17 protein-coding genes and 1 riboswitch are annotated in these 16,996 nt (G+C 72.0%); of the genes, 10 read left to right on the top strand and 7 right to left on the bottom strand.

The features are described from left to right. Window positions 1–68: 68 nt before the first annotated feature. Window positions 69–944, bottom strand: a complete 876-nt coding sequence (locus TR50_RS10120) for an NAD(P)-dependent oxidoreductase (protein ID WP_042418022.1) — start codon at window positions 942–944, stop codon at window positions 69–71. Window positions 945–1,415: 471 nt separating this feature from the next. On the opposite strand from TR50_RS10120, the gene TR50_RS10115 reads away from it, so the two are divergent. Beyond that, window positions 1,416–2,465 (top strand): sphingomyelin phosphodiesterase, encoded by a 1,050-nt coding sequence (locus TR50_RS10115; RefSeq protein WP_042418019.1) that lies wholly within the window; start codon window positions 1,416–1,418, stop codon window positions 2,463–2,465. An 82-nt stretch (window positions 2,466–2,547) separates the two neighbouring features. On the opposite strand, the gene TR50_RS10110 is transcribed toward TR50_RS10115, so the two are convergent. From TR50_RS10110 to TR50_RS49700, 5 genes are all read right to left on the bottom strand, one after another. Further along, a complete protein-coding gene (locus TR50_RS10110; RefSeq protein WP_042418016.1) occupies window positions 2,548–3,285 on the bottom strand; it encodes a GNAT family N-acetyltransferase in 738 nt (245 codons plus the stop codon). Between the two features lie 37 nt (window positions 3,286–3,322). After that, window positions 3,323–4,351, bottom strand: coding sequence for a transporter substrate-binding domain-containing protein (locus TR50_RS10105; protein WP_042418012.1), 1,029 nt, complete (start codon window positions 4,349–4,351; stop codon window positions 3,323–3,325). Window positions 4,352–4,404: 53 nt separating this feature from the next. Next, on the bottom strand, window positions 4,405–5,214 hold the full coding sequence (locus TR50_RS10100; protein ID WP_042418009.1) for an amino acid ABC transporter ATP-binding protein: 810 nt from the start codon (window positions 5,212–5,214) through the stop codon (window positions 4,405–4,407). Further along, window positions 5,211–6,185, bottom strand: a complete 975-nt coding sequence (locus TR50_RS10095; RefSeq protein WP_042418006.1) for an amino acid ABC transporter permease — start codon at window positions 6,183–6,185, stop codon at window positions 5,211–5,213. Before TR50_RS10095 ends, TR50_RS10100 begins: the two co-directional genes overlap by 4 nt. 156 nt (window positions 6,186–6,341) lie before the next feature. Further along, the gene (locus tag TR50_RS49700; RefSeq protein ID WP_269084787.1) at window positions 6,342–6,470 is read right to left on the bottom strand and encodes a hypothetical protein; all 129 of its coding nucleotides are present in this window, start codon (window positions 6,468–6,470) and stop codon (window positions 6,342–6,344) included. Between the two features lie 36 nt (window positions 6,471–6,506). Beyond that, a riboswitch (SAM riboswitch) is annotated at window positions 6,507–6,614 on the bottom strand. 195 nt (window positions 6,615–6,809) lie between these two features. On the opposite strand from TR50_RS49700, the gene TR50_RS49695 reads away from it, so the two are divergent. The 6 genes from TR50_RS49695 (at window position 6,810) to TR50_RS10070 (ending at window position 12,328) form a co-directional block, all read left to right on the top strand. Next, window positions 6,810–6,935, top strand: coding sequence for a putative leader peptide (locus TR50_RS49695; protein WP_269084786.1), 126 nt, complete (start codon window positions 6,810–6,812; stop codon window positions 6,933–6,935). 194 nt (window positions 6,936–7,129) lie between these two features. Beyond that, window positions 7,130–8,368: an LLM class flavin-dependent oxidoreductase gene (locus tag TR50_RS10090; RefSeq protein ID WP_042418002.1), complete on the top strand. Its 1,239-nt coding sequence runs from the start codon at window positions 7,130–7,132 to the stop codon at window positions 8,366–8,368. Window positions 8,369–8,389: 21 nt separating this feature from the next. Then, window positions 8,390–9,781 (top strand): NtaA/DmoA family FMN-dependent monooxygenase, encoded by a 1,392-nt coding sequence (locus TR50_RS10085; RefSeq protein WP_042417999.1) that lies wholly within the window; start codon window positions 8,390–8,392, stop codon window positions 9,779–9,781. A 14-nt stretch (window positions 9,782–9,795) separates the two neighbouring features. Further along, entirely contained in the window at window positions 9,796–10,929 is a 1,134-nt protein-coding gene (locus TR50_RS10080; protein ID WP_042417996.1) for an LLM class flavin-dependent oxidoreductase, read from the top strand. Beyond that, complete coding sequence (locus TR50_RS10075) at window positions 10,926–11,498, top strand: flavin reductase family protein (RefSeq protein WP_174514822.1); 573 nt, start codon at window positions 10,926–10,928, stop codon at window positions 11,496–11,498. The genes TR50_RS10080 and TR50_RS10075 overlap by 4 nt, the downstream gene beginning before the upstream one ends. Further along, complete coding sequence (locus TR50_RS10070; protein WP_042417993.1) at window positions 11,495–12,328, top strand: DUF1684 domain-containing protein; 834 nt, start codon at window positions 11,495–11,497, stop codon at window positions 12,326–12,328. The genes TR50_RS10075 and TR50_RS10070 overlap by 4 nt, the downstream gene beginning before the upstream one ends. Before the next feature lie 30 nt (window positions 12,329–12,358). Here the strand turns inward: TR50_RS10070 and TR50_RS10065 are convergent, their stop codons facing one another. After that, on the bottom strand, window positions 12,359–13,165 hold the full coding sequence (locus tag TR50_RS10065) for a DUF1684 domain-containing protein (protein WP_042417990.1): 807 nt from the start codon (window positions 13,163–13,165) through the stop codon (window positions 12,359–12,361). Window positions 13,166–14,084: 919 nt separating this feature from the next. On the opposite strand from TR50_RS10065, the gene TR50_RS10060 reads away from it, so the two are divergent. Genes TR50_RS10060 through TR50_RS10050 form a run of 3 tightly spaced genes read left to right on the top strand, consistent with a single transcriptional unit; the run spans window position 14,085 to window position 16,836 of the window. Beyond that, window positions 14,085–14,735, top strand: coding sequence for a ferric reductase-like transmembrane domain-containing protein (locus TR50_RS10060; protein WP_042417986.1), 651 nt, complete (start codon window positions 14,085–14,087; stop codon window positions 14,733–14,735). Continuing rightward, the gene (locus TR50_RS10055; RefSeq protein WP_152648337.1) at window positions 14,732–16,597 is read left to right on the top strand and encodes an FAD-dependent oxidoreductase; all 1,866 of its coding nucleotides are present in this window, start codon (window positions 14,732–14,734) and stop codon (window positions 16,595–16,597) included. Before TR50_RS10060 ends, TR50_RS10055 begins: the two co-directional genes overlap by 4 nt. Next, window positions 16,594–16,836, top strand: a complete 243-nt coding sequence (locus TR50_RS10050) for a hypothetical protein (protein WP_042417983.1) — start codon at window positions 16,594–16,596, stop codon at window positions 16,834–16,836. The genes TR50_RS10055 and TR50_RS10050 overlap by 4 nt, the downstream gene beginning before the upstream one ends. The last annotated feature ends 160 nt before the right edge of the window (window positions 16,837–16,996 follow it).

Genomic DNA, 16,996 nt, shown 5'->3' with positions numbered 1-16,996 from the left:
TGTCGTGATGTTGCAACAGAATATCTCTGATTTTCCGTCCAGCATCAAAGTCTTGCGCAGTGCCGGCGTCAGGCCGCCGTGACGGCCGCCGCCACGTCGTCCTCCGCGTGGCCTGCGGAGATGGCTTCGTCCCACCGCTTGAGCAGGGCGCCGGTCAGCGGCAGGTCGTGCCCCAGCCGCTCGGCGGCCTGCAGGACGAGGGCCGCGTCCTTGTCCGCGTGCCGCAGCGGGAAGCCCGGTGTGAAGTCCCGCTCCACCATGGCCCGGCCCTTGGCCGTGGCGTAGGCCGAGCCCAGCGGGCTCTCGGCCAGGGTCGCGAGCAGGAGGGCGGGGTCCAGGCCGAGGGCCTCGGTGAGGCTCAGGGTCTCGGCCATCCCCTCCACCAGCACGGCGAGCCAGTTGTTCAGCGCGAGCTTGAGCGAGCTGCCGTCACCGACCCGGTCCAGCCAGAGCGTCCGCCGACCGAGCACGTCGAACAGCGGTTGCACGCGCGTGTGCAGCGCGCGATCGCCGGAGGCGAGGATCAGCAGCTCACCGCGTTCGGCCGGCTCCGAGCTGCCCGAGACGGGCGCGTCGACGAACGCGACGCGTCCCCGCGCCAGCGCCGCGAGGCGCTCCGTCGCGCCGACGCCGACGGTGCTCATCTGGACCCAGACGGCGTCGGCGGGGAGTGCCGCCAGGGCGCCTTCCGAGCCGGTCATGGTGGTCTCGACGGCGTCGCCGTCCGTGAGCATGGTGATCAGGAAGTCGGCGTCCGAGGCCGCCTCGGCCGGCGAGGACGCGATCCGCGCGCCCAACGTGGCGAGCGCCTCGGCCTTGCCCGGCGACCGGTTCCACACCCGCACCGGATACCCGGCGCGGAGCAGGTTCCGGGCGATGGGCGCCCCCATGACGCCGGTGCCGAGAACGGCGACGGTGGCGGTCGTCTGCGTGGTGGTACGCATGGTCGTTCCTCCCTGAGTGAAGGGATGGGTGATGGGTGATGGGTGGGCGGATGCCGATCAGGTGGGCGATGCCGAGGACGGCCGCGGCGGCGCCGACTCCGACGGGGAGCCGGGCCTTCGTTCACCGCCTGTCATGAAGAACGCGGGAGCCGGACCGTTCTTTCCCATAGGAGAGAGATGATCGAAGATGATGCTCATCTGCGAATGCGATAACCAAAGCCACCGAGGGCAGGGCTTGCGCACAGCCCGCCCACAGGCCCGCAAAGTGCTCACCCAGAGCCTGCTCAGAGGTTCAAATGCCAAGAAACAAAAGGACATTGATTGTTCCTCAAACAGCTACCCACGAGTATTGCGCACTCGCCCGGAGCCCTCCTACGCTCACAGGCGCTCGACCACTTGTCCGGACAAGTTGCGCGACTCAACCGCCGTGCCTGCCCGTAGGTGCGGCCCATTCGATCCCCAGGAGTCCACGTGCTTCACCGCCAGGCCGCGCGCCGATCGGCCTACCCGCTCATCGCCGCGCTCGCGCTCACCGGGGCCGTCGCCGCGCCCGTCCACGCCGCCACCGCGGCGAGCACCGCCGCGCCCGCCCAGCTGTCGGTCTTCGCGTGGAACATCGACCTGGCCACCACCATCGTCGACTCGACCGAGAGCGAGAACGCGGCCGGCCGCACCCCCGTCATCGAGTCCGTCATCCGCAAGCACGACGCGGACGTGGTCATCCTCGACGAGGCGTTCAACGACACCTCGGACAAGCAGATCCCCGCCGCCCTGCACGACCTGTACCCCTACGCCACCCCGGTCGTCGGCCTGACCTGCTCCGGGGGCGGCTGGACGGGCATCAGCGGCGACTGCTCGAACTCCCCGTTCGTCATCAACGGCGGCACGATGATCCTGTCCAAGTACCCGATCCAGGCGCAGTACGCCCACGTCTTCAAGAACTCCACCTTCGGCACCTGGGACTACGAGGCCAACAAGGGCGCCGACCTGGTCAAGCTGAACGTCGACGGCACCACCGCGTGGGTGGTCGGCACGCACCTCCAGGCCGACCAGTCCGGCACCTCGACGAACACCACGGAGAAGACCCGTCTGGCGCAGCTCGGCGAGATCAAGAGCTGGGTCAACGGCATCGTCGGCACCTCCGCCCCGGTTCTCATCGGCGGCGACCTCAACGTCGAGTACTACGGCGGCGCCTCGCGCGGCGACTACGCCAACGCCCAGAACGCCGCGGGCGGCGTGCTCGGCAGCCCGGCCCTGGACCCGAACCAGGGCCTGTCCACCATGGACTGCCCGATCTCCTCCTGGTGCCAGTACATGGCGGGAGTCGAGTCCTTCCCGACCGACCTCCAGGACGACATGGACTACCTCGGATACCTCAACGACGGCACCCGCCCCGTGCCCACGTCGCTGCCGACCGTCGGCATCGCCTTCGACCCGCAGGCCGGCTGGACCAGCGGCCAGTTGGACACCAACGCCCCCAGCGACCACTACCCGGTGACCGCCACCTTCGCCCTGCCGTAGGCGGCAGGCACCGCGGGCCCCGCCCGCACGCGCCCCGGCAGGGCCCCGACCACGCGGTCGGGGCCCTGCTCCTGCGGTGCGCCTATCGGACCTGCGGCGCGGCGCCTGGAGCACGGACCAGCAGGAAGGCCGTGCGGCGGCGCCTGATGAAACCGATGGACTCGTAGAGCCGGACGGCGCCGGTGTTCGTGGCGGCCGCGTGGAGGAAGGGGATGTCCCCGCGTTGCCTGATCCCCGCCGCCACGGCGCGGACCAGTCGCGTGGCCAGGCCCTGCCCGCGGTGGTCCGGGTCGGTGCAGACGGCGCTGATCTCGGTCCAGCCCGGCGGGCGCAGGCGCTCGCCGGCCATGGCGACGAGTCGGCCGTCGCGCCGGATCCCGAGATAGGCGCCGAGTTCGACGGTGCGGGACAGGAACGGTCCCGGACGGGAGCGGGCGACCAGGTCGAGCATCTCGGGGACGTCGTCGGGCCCGAGCCGGACCGCCTCCGGGGCGGGTTCGGCGCGCAGCGAGGAGTCGACCAACTGGACGCCGCGCCCGGACTCCACGATCTGCCACTGCTCCGGCGGGACGGTAGCGCCGTTGACCGCCGTGACGGCGCCCGGTCCGACCAGGGCGGCGAGGTCGTCCCAGGCGCGCGGATCGGCCGGGTCGGCGAGCGCGGTGAACGGCGTGACGTCCGCCTGGTAGCGGGCGGCGCGGCCGAGGCGTTCGGCGAACCGGACGTGCGGGCCGGTCAGTGCGGCCCAGACGGGGTTGTCGAGGACGTGCGGCGGAGCGACGGGGATCGGGTACTGCGGTGGACGGACGCTGGTGGACACGGGGCGGGGTTCTCCCTGCTGAAGGGGTGGGAGGCGGTCAGGAGTCGGTGAGCGGCAGCCCCGGCGGGTTCACCCGCGAGGAGCCGACCGCCTCGTTCGACAGGTGCCAGGCCTGGAGCCACTCGGCGTACTGACCGTTCCTGATCAGGTAGTTGACGGCGTCCGCGATCGGCTTGACCAGCCCGTCGCCCTTCCTGGTGGTCGCGGCGATCAGCCCCTGGAGGCTCGCGCCCGCTCCGGAGTAGGTGCCGGCGTTGCGGGTCGGGGTGGGCGTCCTGGCGTCCTGGGCGATCTGGTAGGCGATGCCGGGGTTGGGGCCGAAGTAGGCGTCGATCTTCCCGCCGAGCAGCGCCAGGTGGACCGCGTTGTTGTCCGGGTAGTACTTGATGGTGAGCTGCCTGCCCGCTGCCTTGAGCTCGGCCTGCCACTCCAGCAGGATCTTCTCCTGGTTGGTGCCGGAGCTGACCGCGACGGTCCGGCCGGCCAGGGTGGTGTAGTCGCCGTCGAAGTTCCAGGTGCTGCTCGCGAGGACCTCGAAGGCGAGGTTGTCCTCCCGGTAGGACGCGAAGTCGTACTTCTTCTTGCGCTCCTCGGTGTCGGTGATGTTGGAGAAGCCGACGTCGGTCCTGCCGCTGTCGATGCCGACGAAGAGGTTCTCCCAGGTCGCGTCCGTCACCACCGGCTCGAGGCCGAGGACGGCGGCGACCAGGCGACCGAAGTCGGGCTCCGATCCGGTCAGGGTCTGCTGGTCGCTGCCGACGAAGGCCAGCGGCGGGAAGCCGGCCGGCAGTGCGCCGACGCCGATGACGAGCCGGCCGCTCTTCGCGATCGACGCGGGCAGTTCGGCGTGGAGCGAGGGGACCTCGGAGACCTTGATGTCGGTCTGCGTGCCGGCGCCGTTGGACAGCGCGGCGACCGTGACCGCGCCCGAGGCGGCGTTGCCGGCGGACCCCGAGGAGGAGGCGGAGGCGGCTCCTCCGCAGGCGGCGAGGCCCACGGTGAGCGTGGCGGCGACGACGCCCGCGGACAGGCCGCGGGGGGCTCTGCTGCTGCGGAGGCTGGGCATGGCTGTTCCTCACTGGTCGAAGACGGGGAGAGCAGGACGGGAGGAGGCGGGGATCAGAGCACCCGGCTCAGGAACTCCCGGGTGCGCGGGTGCTGCGGGTCGTCCAACACCTGCTCGGGTGGGCCTTGTTCGACGATCCGGCCGCCGTCCATGAAGACGATGCTGTCGGCCACCTCGCGGGCGAAGCCGATCTCGTGGGTCACGATGACGAGGGTGGTGCCGCCCGCCGCGAGGGCCTTGATGACGGCGAGCACCTCCCCCACCAGCTCGGGGTCGAGTGCCGAGGTGGGTTCGTCGAAGAGGATGACGCCCGGCCGCAGCGCGAGGGCGCGGGCGATCGCCACCCGCTGCTGCTGGCCGCCGGACAGCTGCCGTGGATAGGCCCCGGACTTGTCGCCCAGCCCCACCCGGTCGAGCAGGACGCGTGCCAGCTGCTGCGCCTCGGGCCTGCCCAGCAGGCCGGTCGCGACCGGGGCGGCGGCCACGTTGTCCAGCACGGTCAGGTGCGGGAACAGGTTGAACTGCTGGAAGACGAAGCCGACGCGGCTGCGCTGAGCCAGGATCTGACGCTCGCTCAACTCCTTCAGCCGACCCCGGTGCCACCGCACGCCGGTGAGCTCGCCGTTGACACTGACGTGCCCGAGCTGCGGGCGCTCCAGATGGTTGATCACGCGCAGCAGGGTGGACTTGCCGGAACCGGAGGGACCGATGATCACGGTGACCGATCCCGGCGCGACCGTCAGGTCCACGCCGTCGAGCACCCGGTGGGCCCCGTACCACTTGTGGACGTCACGGACCTCGATCGCGCCGGGCGTCCCGTCCACGTCGACGGCGGGCTCGGACTCGAAGTTCACCGTGCTCATGCGGCGGCCTCCCTTCGGACACGGGTCCGCGCCGCGGAAACGGTGGCGCGCAGGCGCTGCACCGGAGTGGGCGGCAGGCTCCGCAGCGCGCCGCGTGCGTAGTGGCGCTCGACGTAGAACTGGACGACGGAGATCACGCTGGTGAGGATCACGTACCAGACGGTGGCGACCAGCAGCAGCGGCACGATGTCGCCCGGATAGGTGCTGCCCATGCTCTGGACCGAGCCGAAAAGGTCGAGCAGCGAGACGTAGAAGACCAGCGAGGTGCTCTTGACCAGGCCGATCAGCTGGTTGACATAGGAGGGGACGATGGCGCGCAGCGCCTGCGGGAGGACGATCCGCGTGAACTGGTAGCGCCTGGGCAGGCCGAGGGCGGCGGCGGCCTCGTGCTGGCCCTGGTCCACGGAGAGGATGCCGGCGCGCACCACCTCCGCGGCGTAGGCGGCTTCGTTGAGGCTCAGCCCGACGACGGCGATGACCAGGTCGGTGGCCAGCCTCGACTCGTCGAAGTGCCAGAACGCCGGCCCGAACGGCACGCCGAGGCTCAACGTGCGGTACAGGGCGCTGAAGTTGTAGAGGAAGAGCAGGACCACGATCAGCGGCACGGAGCGGAACAGCCAGACGTAGCACCAACTGGCCACCCGCAGCACGGGGTTGTGGGAGAGCCGGGCCAGCGCGAGCAGCACGCCGCCCAGCAGGCCCAGAACCGCGCTGTAGGCGGTCACCTCCAGGGTGACCGCCAGGCCGTTCGTGATCACCGGCCGGGCGAACCAGTACTGGAAGCGGTCCCACTGGTAGAAGGGGTTGGTCGCCAGCCCGTGCACGACCTGGGCGAGGAGGACGAGAACCAGGACGCTGGTGAGCCAGCGCCCGGGATGCCGCAGCGGGATCACGCGCTGGGCCTGCAACGGCGGCGTGATGGGCGGATCGGCCGTGCCCTCGGGCACGACGGAGACGAGGGATTCAGCCATTTCGGGACTCCGGCGAATGCTGCACGGGCCCGGTGCCAAGGCAGTCGGCACAGGGCAGGGTGCGGTGAGCGAGGAGCGGGGCAGGGAGCAGGGACGCGCCGCGGAAGGCACGCCTGCGGAAGGGACGCGCCGTGGAAGGCGCGTCTCAGCGGACCGTCAGACCTGGCAGAGGCCCTGACCCGGACAGAGCGCACTGCTGACCCGGAGCAGGTCGACGACGCGGTCCAGGTACGCGGCCGCACGGCCGTGGCGCCGCCAGGCGGCCATCCCCGGTCCTGCGTACATGTGCGTCACCGTCGCCGTTCCGCCCAGCGGGCCTCGTACTCGCGCTTACCGATCGTCGTTCGGTCCGGTCGTCACCTGGGGCACCCCGCCGCGTCGGAGGGTTGCCGGTCAGCAAGCCAGGGCTTGTCGCTGACGCTCATGACCGTTCTGGCGGACGAAGTTAGGTGCCTTCCGCAAGGAGTGTCAACACCGGACCAGGACGTGAGATCACAGGGCCCGGAACAGGCTCGGGACGATCGGTGCCGAGCCGTCAGGATTGTTTTGGACCGCCGGACCGGGTTACGGTTCAGCCAGGTCACGAGTGTGAGCGAGAAGTCCTGACTGGGGGAGGTGACGGCAGTGGAGCAGACCCCTCAGCGGTCCGTGCGCGTCGTCCCCGTCAAGGCCCAGTGCCGGGTCGCCACCCTGTCCTCGCGGCGCCACATCGACCTTCAGCGCGTCACCACCGCGCTGTGTCCGGCCTAACCACGCACGCCCTCGTGCGGCGCTCCGTCGCGCCGCACGCCGCCTGCTGACCGGCGCTTCGCCACCCGTTCACCCCTGCCCCCGCCCCTGCCTCGGCCCGGCCTGACGCCGGCGGGTGTGTGGTCGGTGTCCGGTGTGCCCGCGATCCGCTCCCCTTCGCCCGTGACACCCCTCCGCACAGGAAGCGGTCCCCCATGCCCGAACCCCATGCCCCGCTGCACCTCGCCGTCGCGCTGGACGGCGCCGGCTGGCACCCGGCCGCCTGGCGCGAGCACGACGCCCGGCCCGCCGAGTTGTTGACCGCCCGCTTCTGGGCCGACCTGGTCGCCGAGGCCGAGCGCGGCCTGCTGGACCTGGTGACCGTCGAGGACTCCCTCAGCCTGCAGTCCGCCCACCCCCTGGAACCCGACGAGCGGACCGACCAGGTGCGCGGACGGCTCGACGCCGTCCTGACCGCCGCCAGGATCGCGCCGCTGACCCGGCACATCGGATTGGTGCCGACCGCCGTGGTCACCCACACCGAGCCGTTCCACCTCTCCAAGGCGATCGCCACCCTCGACCACGTCAGCACCGGCCGGGCCGGCGTCCGGGTGAAGGTGTCCGCGCGAGCCGACGAGGCCGCGCACTTCGGCCGCCGTCCCGCGCCCGAGGTGCGGATCGAGGACTTCGACACCCCGGTGGGGCTGGAGCTCCTCGCCGACCTCTTCGGCGAGGCCGAGGACTACGTCGAGGTCCTGCGCCGGCTCTGGGACAGCTGGGAGGACGACGCGGAGATCCGCGACGTCGCCACCGGCCGCTTCGTCGACCGCGACAAGCTGCACCACATCGACTTCGAGGGCCGCAGGTTCAGCGTCCGCGGGCCGTCCATCACGCCACGACCGCCGCAGGGACAGCCGATCGTCGCCGCGCTGGCGCACCGCGACGAGCCCTACCGACTGGTCGGGCGCTCGGCCGACCTCGGGTTCGTCACCCCACGGGACGCCGCGGACGCGCGGCGGATCGTCGCCGGGATCCGCGCCGCGCAGGCCGCGGCCGGCCGCGCGGAGGAGACCGTCCACATCTTCGGCGACCTGCTGGTCTTCCTCGACGAGGACCCCGGCGCCGCCGCCGAGTGCAAGGCCCGGCTGGACCGGCGCGCCGGCGCGGTGTACACCGGCGACGCCCGCGTCTTCACCGGCACACCTGCCGAACTCGCCGACCTGTTGCAGGAATGGCAGGCCGCCGGACTCACCGGCTTCCGGCTGCGGCCCGGCGCGCTCCCCTACGACCTCGAGCAGATCACCCGCGGCCTGGTCCCCGAACTCCAGCGCCGCGGGATCTTCCGCACCGCCTACGAGGCGTCCACGCTGCGCGGGCTGCTCGGCCTGCCCCGCCCCGCCAACCGCTACGCCACCGCCGGCGCGGTCGGCGCGACCGCCGCCGCCCTCGCCTGAGCCGGAAGGACCGCACGCGCCATGAGCAAGCCCCTCAAGCAGATCCACCTCGCCGCCCACTTCCCCGGCGTCAACAACACCACCGTCTGGAGCGATCCGGCCGCCGGGAGCCACATCGACTTCCAGTCCTTCGTCCACCTCGCGCAGACCGCGGAGCGGGCCAGGTTCGACTTCCTCTTCCTCGCGGAGGGCCTGCGGCTGCGGGAGCAGAACGGCGAGATCTACGACCTGGACGTGGTGGGACGCCCCGACACGTTCACGGTCCTGGCCGCGCTGGCCGCCGTCACCGACCGGCTCGGCCTCGCCGGGACCATCAACTCCACCTTCAACGAACCCTACGAGGTGGCCCGGCAGTTCGCCTCGCTCGACCACCTGTCGGCCGGGCGTGCGGCCTGGAACGTGGTGACCTCCTGGGACGCGTTCACCGGAGAGAACTTCCGCCGCGGCGGGTTCCTGGCCCAGCAGGACCGCTACGAGCGGGCCCGCCAGTTCCTCGCGGCGGCAGCTGAGCTGTTCGACTCCTGGCGGGGCGACGAGATCGTGGCGGACCAGGAGAGCGGGGTCTTCCTGCGGGAACCCGACCCGGGCCGGTTCGACCACCACGTGCGCCAGTTCGACATCTCCGGGCGGTTCGACGTGCCGCGCAGCCCGCAGGGCCGCCCGGTGATCTTCCAGGCCGGCGACTCCGAGGAGGGCCGGGAGTTCGCCGCCGAGGCCGCCGACGCCATCTTCACCCGGCACGGCACCCTGGAGGCGGGCCGTGCCTTCTACGCCGACGTCAAGGGCCGGCTCGCGCGTCACGGCCGTTCCCGCGACGAGCTGAAGATCCTCCCCGGGGTCACCTTCGTGCTCGGCGACACCGACGCCGAGGCGCGGGAGAGGGCGGCCCTGATCCGACGTCAGCAGGTCAGCGGCCAGACCGCGATCAGGCTGCTGGAGCAGGTGTGGAACCGCGACCTCAGCGCCTACGACCCCGACGGACCGCTCCCGGAGGTGGACCCGCTCCTCGGCGAGCACACCGTCGCGCAGGGCCGCGCCTCGGTGCGGATGCACCGCGACCCACTGGCCGTCGCCGCCGAGTGGCGCGCCCTGGCCGAGGCCGGGAACCTCTCCATCCGGGAGCTCGTCATCGAGACGACGGGCCGTCAGAACTTCATCGGCACGCCCGCCCGGGTGGCCGAGACGCTGAACGAGTTCGTGCAGACCGACGCCGCCGACGGGTTCATCCTCGTGCCCCATCTCACGCCGGGCGGTCTCGACGAGTTCGCCGACACCGTCGTCCCGCTGCTCCAGGAACGCGGGGTCTTCCGCACCGAGTACCAGGGCGGGACGCTCCGCGACCACCTCGGGCTCGCCGCCCCGCGCGCCGCCCGCGCCACCGCCCCCGCCGTCTCCGGCCGCGCGGCGAACTGACGAGGGAGGCCCCCATGACCAACACCCCGCTCACGGTGCTCGACCTCGTGCCGATCTCCTCCGGCTCGGACGCGGCCGAGGCCCTGCGCAACAGCGTCGACCTCGCCCAGCACGCCGAGGACCTCGGCTACGCGCGCTACTGGTTCGCCGAGCACCATCTCAACCCCGGCGTCGCCGGCACCTCCCCCGCGGTCGTGCTGGCGCTGACCGCGGCCGCGACCTCGACCATCCGGCTCGGTGCGGGCGCCGTACAGATGGGCCACCGCACCGCACTGTCCACCGTCGAGGAGTTCGGCCTGCTCGACGCCCTGCACCCGGGCCGGTTCGACCTGGGCCTCGGCCGTTCCCCCGGCCGGTCCGCACCGTCCGCCACGCGGCAGCCCGCCCTGGTCGGCGCCACGCCCGTCGTCGACGGGCACACCCCGGGCGGCCTGCGGATCCCCGCCCGCTTCACCTACGAGCACCTGCTGCGCCACCCGCGCCTCGCCCTGCACCGACGGCTGCTCCAGTTGCCGGGCGCGGAGTCACAGCCCTACGACGAGCAGATCGCCGACGTCCTCGCCCTGCTCGCCGGCACCTACGCGACGCCGGACGGCGTCGAAGCGCATGTCGTGCCCGGCGAGGGCGCCGACCTCCAGGTCTGGATCCTGGGCAGCAGCGCCGGGATCAGCGCCGACGTCGCAGGCGCCCACGGCCTGCGCTTCGCCGCCAACTACCACGTCAGCCCGGCCACCGTGCTGGAGGCCGCCGAGGGCTACCGGGCCGCCTTCCGGCCCTCCGCCGAACTCGACCGCCCGTACGTCAGCGTCTCCGCCGACGTCGTGGTCGCCGAGGACGAGGCCACCGCCCGCGAGTTGGCGACCGGCTACGGCCTGTGGGTGCGCAGCATCCGCAGCGGCGACGGAGCCATCGCCTTCCCCACACCCGACGAGGCCCGCGCGCACGCCTGGACCGAGCAGGACCGGGCGCTGGTGGCCGACCGCACCGAGACCCAGTTCGTCGGCTCACCCGGCCAGGTCGCGGACCAGCTGGAGACGCTGCGCGACGCCACCGGCGCGGACGAGCTGATCATCACGACCATCACCCACCGACACGAGGACCGGGTCCGGTCCTACGAGCTGCTGGCCGAGGAATGGGGACGGCGATGACCGCGACACACGTCGAGCGCACCGAGTGCGGAGAACGCCGAGCGGCTTCCGCCCGGCCGGGCCTGCGGCCCGATCAGCTCCGGCACGCCTTCGGCGCCTTCCCGACCGGGGTGACCGCGCTCGCGGCGCTGGTGGACGGGACGCCGGTCGGTCTGGCCGCGAGCTCGTTCACCTCCGTCTCACTCGACCCGCCCCTGGTCTCGGTCTGCGTCGCCCATACCTCGACCACCTGGCCGCTGCTGCGCGACCGCGCCCGGATCGGGGTCAGCGTGCTCGGCGCGCACCAGGAGAGCGCCTGCCGCCGGCTCGCCGCCCGGGACGGCGACCGGTTCGCGGGCCTCGCCTGGCACGCCACGACGGACGGCGCGGTACTGATCGAGGAGGCGAGCGCCTGGTTCGACTGCTCCGTCGAACGGCTGGTGGCGGCCGGCGACCACGACATCGTGCTGCTTCGGGTGCACGAACTGGACGCCGATCACGCGGTGGCGCCGCTGGTCTTCCACGCGAGCCGGTTCCACCGGCTCGCCTCCCCCGAACTCCCCATCCCTCTCCCGCAGGAGACGCCATGACCCGCCTGGACGTCGACCACGAGGACTTCGTCCTGCAGTGGCAGCAGTGGCACGCCGCGCACGAGCACGCACTCGCGGACCCGCACGGGTTCCTGGCCGTCACCAGCCTCCGCTGGTTGGACGAGGCGCCCGCGCGCTTCCCGGACGCACCCGGTGCGTGGTCAACCGGCGAGGACGGGGTCACGGTGCGGTTGGACGACGGCGAGGAGCTCGTCGTCGACGGCGCGGTGGTCCGCGGAGTCCACCGCTTCGGCGTCGTCGCGGAGCGGGCGAGCCTGTTCGCCGGCGCCGGGGACGCCGTCATCGAGATCGCCAAGCGGGGCGGAGCCGACATCCTGCGCCCGCGTCACCCCGACAACAGGCTGCGGCTCGACTACACGCACACCCCGGCCTTCGCTCCGGACCGGCGCTGGGCCCGCGTCGGCCGCTACCTGCCCTTCGCGACGCCGCGGGAGGTGACGGTGGGGGCTGCGGTCGAGGGGCTGGAGCACGTCTACGCCGCGCCCGGACAGGTCGAGTTCGAGCTGGAGGACGGCGGCCCCTCCTACCGGTTGACCGCGTTCGAGGGCGCTCGGCCTGGGAGCCTCCTGGTCCTGTTCACGGACGCCACGTCGGGCGTGACGACCTACGCGGCCAACCGCTCCCTGGCCGTCCCGGCCCCCGACGCCGAGGGCCGGGTGCTGGTCGACTTCAACCGGGCGATCAACCTGCCCTGCGCCTACACCGACCTGGCCACCTGCCCGCTGCCCCCGGCCGGGAACAGGCTCCCGGTCGCGGTCGAGGCCGGCGAGAGGATCCCCTACGAGCGCGAGCCTGCGGGGATCCGCTAGCCGGCTCGCCGGTCACGGCATACAGGAGCGTCAACGGCGTGCGGGACCGCGGTGCTCCAACACCCGGCGCTCACCCGCGCGCACCGACCACGGCAGCGTGTTCCCCTCCGGCGGGAGCGGACACAGGTAGTGCTCCGCGAACGCCGAGGGGGGAAGCTGCGCCCGGTTGAAGTCGACGACGGTCGCGCCCGACGGATCCGGCTCGGGGATCTCGACGACGCGGAATCCGCACGTCTCGGCCCGCCGGGTGAGGTCGGCCAGGCTCACGTTCAGGGCTCCCTCGGGCGTGCGCTGGGCCGCCATCGAGCGCACCGCACTCCCCTGACAGAACGTCACCGTGCCGACGAGGACGGTCGGCCGCGTGCGACCGTCGCTGTGCGGGACGGTGACGGTCCGGCGGGCGGGAAACGCCTCGAAGCGTGCGGGCAGCACCCAGGAGGCGTCGTAGGGGAAGGCGTCGATGCCCGCGAAGGCCGTCCGCGCGTCGGCGGCCGGGTCGAAGACGCGGACGGCGTACCGGTCCTCCCGCACGATCGGCTCCAGCCACCGGCCCCCGTGGCTGAGGCGCGGAGCGTACGCACCGGTGTCCTTGGGAGAGAGCCGAAGTGTGCCGTCCAGCGGCACGTCGTCGACGGAGATCCCGTCGTGCCGCGCGGCGGTCAGCACGACCTGGTCGGCCGCCCGGTCCACGGTCCACCGACCGGGCAGCGCGGACCCGGTGGCCCGTGGCGCGTCGAGCCAGTGCGTGCCGGTCAGCGACAACGGTCCGTGCAGCGCGCGGGCGTTGACGACCCGCTCGTCCCGCCAGTGCTTCCACGCCTCGAGTGCGGCATCCATGAACGACTCCTCAGAGGAGAACAGAGAACAGGACGGCGACGGCGGTTCGACACGTCACCTTCAGGCGGAAGGCCCCGCAAGGACGGCGCGCGGGCGCGGGTGCGGTGGGGCGTTGCGACGATCGGGGCTCAGCGGCGATGCGACGCGGACCACACCCGACCGAAGTCGATGTGGCCGCGGATGACCAGCGGCTGCCCGGAGGACGTCATGCCGTCCAGTCCACCAGCGCGGGTCCGGGCCGTCAACACCCCCCGCCCGTCCCGTTCCAGAACCGGCGAGCCGCTCTTGTGAGAATTTCTTTCTCATAAGAAAGTGAGCACGATTGACGACTCTCGGGCAGAAGCGGTCGGGCGGACACATCGAAGTCGCTCCCCGTAGGGAACGTTGACGCTCCGCCACCTTCGCCACGGTCGGCCGGGCCGCAGGCGCCCGTGGTTCCCGGCGGGTAACAAGTACCAAGGCTTGACCGTGGGAGGCTCCGTCACCCCCTCCGACGCCCGCCGGAATTCGGCCCGCGAAATCCTTGTTCGCCCAGGTCACACCGGGTGCCGATGCCAACGGCGGGATCCGGACGGCTTCACCGGGCGACACGGGATCTTCACGACTTCTCTCAAATAATTACACTGAGTACACAGAGTGGCACCGAGGGCAAATTCCGTATATCGCTGCTGGAAATTCTGCTCAAATCGGCCGCCGGAGCACCCCCGAGCCCGTGTTCCCGATTTCGGAGTTCGGCCCCGCCGTCGGGCACTTGGTGTAACGTCTGCCGCCGAAGCAGTGCTTCACGGGGGAGCGGCACGGCGGACTGAACCAGGCCGGTCACCCCCTGAATTCGCACGATCACGCACGACGGGGAATGCGCCTCGGTTGAGCCCGGCGGAGCCGATGTTCGTGGCTACCGGAAAAAGGGGTCCTGGGCATGATCATGGTCGCTTCGTCCACCGGCACACTGGCACCCATACCTGGGTCGCCGCTCGACGCGTACAACCACGGCGTCGCCTACGACATGGGTGTGCACCAGATCGCAAGACTGTTCGCCATGGTCGCGTACGCCCTGATGGTCGCCACCGTGCTCCTCGGAGCGGTCCTCCGGCTGCGCATCCTGGAACGGCACGTCAACCGCGCCACCATCTACGGGGCCCATATGACCGTAGGCCTGAGCGCGATCATCTTCGGGTGCCTGCACGGGCTGACCTTCCTCTACCAGCCGATCTGGCACATAGGAACGGTGCAACTGCTGGTGCCCTTCGCGGGCCCGGTACAGCGGATCCCGGTCGGATTCGGCGTGTTGGGCACGGAACTCGCCATCGCGGTGGGCTGCTCGGTCTGGCTGCAACGGCGCCTCGGCTACCAGCGGTGGCTGAGGTTCCATCAACTCGCCTACGTGTCCTTCGCGCTGGTCTGGCTGCACATCTTCCTGGTGCACCCGGAGCCACGGCACCTCAACCTCGTGGCGGTCGGCATCGCGATCGGCGCCGGCGTCTGCCTCCTGGCCTTCCTGATCCGGGCCCTGCCTTCGCGATCACGACTACGGCAACGCGCGTTCGGCGCCAAGGGGGGTGAGGCATGACCGACCCATGGACGACCCACCCGTGGGAACAGGCCTACCCCGCGGAGCACGGGTATCCGACGGAACAGGGGTACGCCTCTGCGCAGGGGTACCACCAGGTGCAGGGGTCCCACCAGGTCCAGGCGTACCCCGCGCAGCAGGCGCACCCCGTGGCCCAGGGGTACGCCCCGGAGCAGGCGTACCCCGCGCAGCAGCAGGCGCACCCCGTGGCCCAGGCGTACGCCCCGGAGGAGGCGTACCCGCAGGCCCCGGCCCCACACGCATCCCTGATCCCCGCGCCGGCCCCGGCACCCGAACGGCTGCCCACACGGGCCCCGGTGTCGGGAGACGCCTTCCGCACCGTCGAGCCGGCACTGGTCCCCGAGGTGCGGCCGGTCCGGGTCAGCGTGGACAACAACCGCTGCCACATCTACGGGATCTGCCAGCAGGAGGCGCCGGAGGTCTTCCGCATCTCCGACGAAGGGTCGCTCCACTACAGCGGCAACGTCCCGGCGGAGTTCGCCGCCAGGGCCCGTCAGGCGGTCCGGTGCTGCCCGATGCAGGCGATCCGGATCCACGGCGGCGGGCCCACGACCCGCCGCGCGTCAGGGCGTTCGCTGCGCAGCGGTACCAGCGCCAGGGAGCCCCGCAAGCGCATCGTCATCGCCGGCGGCGGGCTCGCCGGCATGAGCGCCGCGGGACGCCTGCGCGACCGGGGCTTCGACGGTGAGGTGGTCATCGTCGGGGAGGAGCGGCATCTCCCCTACAGCCGCCCACCGCTGTCGAAGCAGTACCTCGCGGGGGCACTGAGCGGTGACGACCTCACCTTCCAGACGGAAGAAGTGCCGGACGCGCACTGGCTGCTGGACACCCGGCTGACCGGTCTCGATCTGGCCCGCAGTGCGCTGCTGCTGCGCGGCGGCGAGCGGCTGCCGTTCGACGGACTGGTGCTCGCCACCGGCGTGGACGCCAAACGGCTGCCCGAGGCGCCGGTGTTCAGCGAGCGGGTGCGGACCATCCGCACCCTCGAGGACGCGGCGGCCGTCCGCGTCGCCCTGCACGAGGCGCGCGCCCGCCATGTCGTGATCCTCGGCGGCGGCTTCGTCGGCTGCGAACTCGCCTGCACCGCGCGCGAGCACGGCATGGACGTGACGCTCGTGGTGCACAGCGCGCCGCTGCTGCGCCGGGTGCTCGGCCCCAAGGTCGGTGCCGTCATCGGCTCCATCCAGCGTCGCGCGGGTGTCGACGTCCGGCTGAACACCCAGGTCTCCGACTGGCAGGACCACGGCGACACGCTGCGTCTGCGTCTGAGCGACGGCCGGCAACTCGAATGCGACTTCGTGGTCCTCGGGCTCGGCAGCGAGCCCCGGACCGAATGGCTGCGCGACAGCGGCCTGGAGGTCTCGGACGGAGTGCTCTGCGGCCCGACCTCCCACGCGGTGGACCGGTGGGGGCGGCTCGTCCCGCACGTCGTCGCGGCGGGCGACGTGGCCCGCTGGCCCAACGTGCGGTTCGACGTGGAGCCCCGCCGCGTCGAACACCTCATCCACGCCGTGGAGATGGGCCAGCACGCGGCCGAGGCGCTGCTGCGCGGCCCCGGCCGCGCCGACCGGTTCACCCCGGTGCCGCGCTTCTGGTCCGAACAGCACGGCACGCGGATCCAGGCGGTGGGCAGCCCGGCCCTGGGCACGGACGTGGAGATCGTCGAGGGCTCGCTGCGCTCCGAGCGCTTCATCGCCCGCTACACCCGGGCCACCCCGTACGGACCCCAGGTGGTCGGCGTCGTCGCCTTCGACATGCCGGTGCAGTTGCTGGCCTACCGCGACCAGATCGGCGGCAACCGTCCCCGCCCGCGGGCAGTCCGTTCAAGGAGGCGACGTTGACCCGCCGTTCGTACCATTCCAACCGCCGGCGCGCCCGTCGGGCGGTGCGCTCACTCACCCGCCCACACCTGGTGCGCCGGCTGCTCACGCTGCCGGCGCGCCTGGGTGTGCGCTGGCTGGTGATCGCCTTCGTCATGGTGGCGGCCTTCGGGGTCTACGGACGGATCCTGGTCACCGCTCCCCCCATGCCCCCGAGCAAGGCGCCCAGCACGGCTCCCACCCAGTGGGCCGTGCGGTGAGACCGCCGCACCCGAGGTCCGCCTGACCGCGGATTCGGTACCCCTCTGGGCCACTCGACCGATCCCGCGGCCGGTGACGCGCCCACGCGCGAGTGACATTGCGTGGGGCCGCACCGGCCGTCGGTTTCGATACCGGGGCGCAGCCTTGGACGCTGCCACG

Origin of the sequence: Streptacidiphilus anmyonensis, assembly GCF_000787855.1 — a bacterium.
Lineage (GTDB): Bacteria > Actinomycetota > Actinomycetes > Streptomycetales > Streptomycetaceae > Streptacidiphilus > Streptacidiphilus anmyonensis.
Note: the sequence above shows the minus strand (reverse complement) of the source record. Positions and strands in the feature narration are given on the sequence as shown.